Raw genomic sequence first — 2,213 nt, forward strand, 5'->3', positions numbered from 1 at the left:
CAGCGCACCGCCGCCGCGCTGCGGGCCGCGCCGGGCCGACCGAGGCTGTCGGCCGTGCCCTTCGACGCCCTCGACGAGCCGGACGGGCTGGTGCGTCAAGGGAGTTGACCGGTCGCTCACACGGGTTCCGGCGTGCGTGCGGCGCTGATCTTCTTCACCATGCCGAGCAGGGACCGGCCGCCCACCTCCTCGCACTCCAGCGGTGAGTCCAGGCCGAGGAGGTGGCGGATGCTGTCGGTCCACCGCACGGGTTTGACGAGCTGGTCGCCGAGGGTGCGCGTGAATTCGTCCGGCACGTGCGGGAGTCCGGTCGCGTTGGCGATCACCGGGGTGTGCGGGGTGTGGAAGGTGAATTCCTTCAGGTATTTCTCGAACACGACGCGCGCGGGGTCCATGTACCGGGAGTGGAACGGCCCGCCGACCCGCAGCGGCACGAAGCGGACGCCGTGCCGTGCGAGTGTCTCGTGGGCGGCGCGCAGGTCCGGGGCGGGGCCCGCGACGACGAGCTGGGTGTCGGAGTTGAAGCCCGCCAGGTCGATCGTGTCGATCCCGTCCTCCCTGAGGAGGTCCAGCAGTTCCTCCCCCTCCAGGCCCATCACGGCCGTCATCCCGCCGTCGGAGGCCGCCGCCATCAGTTCGCCGCGTTTCCTGACCAGCCTGAGGCCGGTCTGGAAGTCGAAGACCCCGGCGGCCAGCAGGGCGTTGTACTCGCCGAGGCTGTGCCCGAGGTAGTAGTCGGCCCGGCGTTCCTCGCGCCGTTCCCGCTCGAAGGTGTGCAGGGCGTTGACGACGAACAGCGCCGGCTGGGTGCACTCGGTGCGCGCCAGCATGTCGTCGGGGTTGTCCCGGCAGACGGCGACGAGGTCGTACCCGAGGAGGTCGCAGGCGAACTCCGTGAGCGCGGGATAGCGGTCGAACACGTCCGTGCCCATTCCCCGGAACTGGGCCCCCTGGCCGGGGAAGAGAACTGCGAACGGCATGGTGCCTCCCTGGGCGGATGCGGTGACGGCGGGTCGGTTCGGGTCAGTTGGGGCCGGGGCCGTCGAGGGCGGCCCGGCCGAGGACGTCGAAGAGCAGCAGCGCGCTGTGCAGGCGCAGGCGGTCCTCCTGGACCGGGCGGCCCAGGAGCCGTTCGGCCTTCCTGATCCGGTAGGCGACGCTGCTCTTGGCGATGTGGAGCCGGTCGGCGACGGCGGACATGCTGCGTTCCAGGTCGAGGTAGCACTTGACGGTGGCTCGCAGTTCGGCCATGTCGTCGGCGGCCAGCGGGCCGAGTTCGCGGTGGACGAACCCGGCGCTCAGGTCGGGCCGTGAGCGCAGCAGGACGGCCAGTTCGAGTTCGCCGTAGTCGTAGGGCGGGGTGCGGCCGGCGGCGGCGCTGCCGGCGGCGCGGATGAGCTGGGCGGTCTCCCTGGCCTGCCGGTGGCTCGTGCGGAAGCCCTCGATGCCGTCCCCCGGCAGGCCCGCCGCGATGTGCACCCCCGGTGCTGCCGCGAGCTGCCGCAAGGGGCCGTCGGCGCCGCGCAGTCGGCGCAGCGGCAGGGGCTGGTCCCGGGTGCGTGAACCCCAGGCCCACAGGGACGACACTCCGACGGGGACGGTCAGCAGGGAGGAGCAGCCGGCGCCGCGCAGCAGAGTCGTGGCGGCGGCGGCCAGGTCCGCGGTGCCTCGGGTGCCCCAGTCGTCGCGCCAGACGACGAGCGCGAGGTGGCTGCGGCTGATGTCGTAGCCGAGCCGCAGGAACGCCTGGGGGGCGTCCACGTCGGTGCCGTCGAGGATGTCGAGGACGAGTTCCTGGTGGTGTGCGGCGGCGCTGCCGGACCAGCCGCGCCGCTCGTCGTCGGCCTGTTCGGCCAGGGTCAGGAGGATGTGCTGCACCTTGGTGACCAGTGCCCCGGACAGGGCGCGGGTGACGTCCGCCGCCTCCGAGGGGCCCAGCACGTCCCGGCAGGACCGGAACAACTCGCCGACCAGGCAGTCGAGTTGGCTTTTCAGCGCGTCGAAGGGTCCGTCGACGGGCAGGCCTCGGCGGGTGAACTCGCGGACGGAGACGCCGACGATCTCGGGGACGTCGTCGGCCTCGTACCCGGCGAGGCAGGTGAGGACGTACAGCGCGAGGGCTTCGGCGCCGCGTGCTCTGAGGTCGCCGGGGACCCTGGTCAGCAGGGCGACGCCGGTCGCGGCGGCCGGCTGCCGGGAGCGGGCGGGGTGGG

At 72.8% G+C, this 2,213-nt stretch carries 2 protein-coding genes; both read right to left on the reverse strand.

Going from position 1 to position 2,213, the window contains the following annotated elements:
- Nucleotides 1-116: 116 nt before the first annotated feature.
- Nucleotides 117-980, reverse strand: a complete 864-nt coding sequence (gene fabD, locus ACVNF4_RS35185) for an ACP S-malonyltransferase (RefSeq protein WP_461806911.1) — start codon at nt 978-980, stop codon at nt 117-119.
- A 43-nt stretch (nt 981-1,023) separates the two neighbouring features.
- Nucleotides 1,024-2,213: PucR family transcriptional regulator (locus ACVNF4_RS35190; protein WP_461806912.1), on the reverse strand; the 1,190-nt coding region annotated here is incomplete at its 5' end.

This window comes from Streptomyces sp. S6 (assembly GCF_054880855.1).

Bases quoted from the DNA above. Each gene is read 5' to 3' on its own strand.
- fabD (WP_461806911.1), bottom strand. From the start codon at position 980: ATGCCGTTCGCAGTTCTCTTCCCCGGCCAGGGGGCCCAGTTCCGGGGA.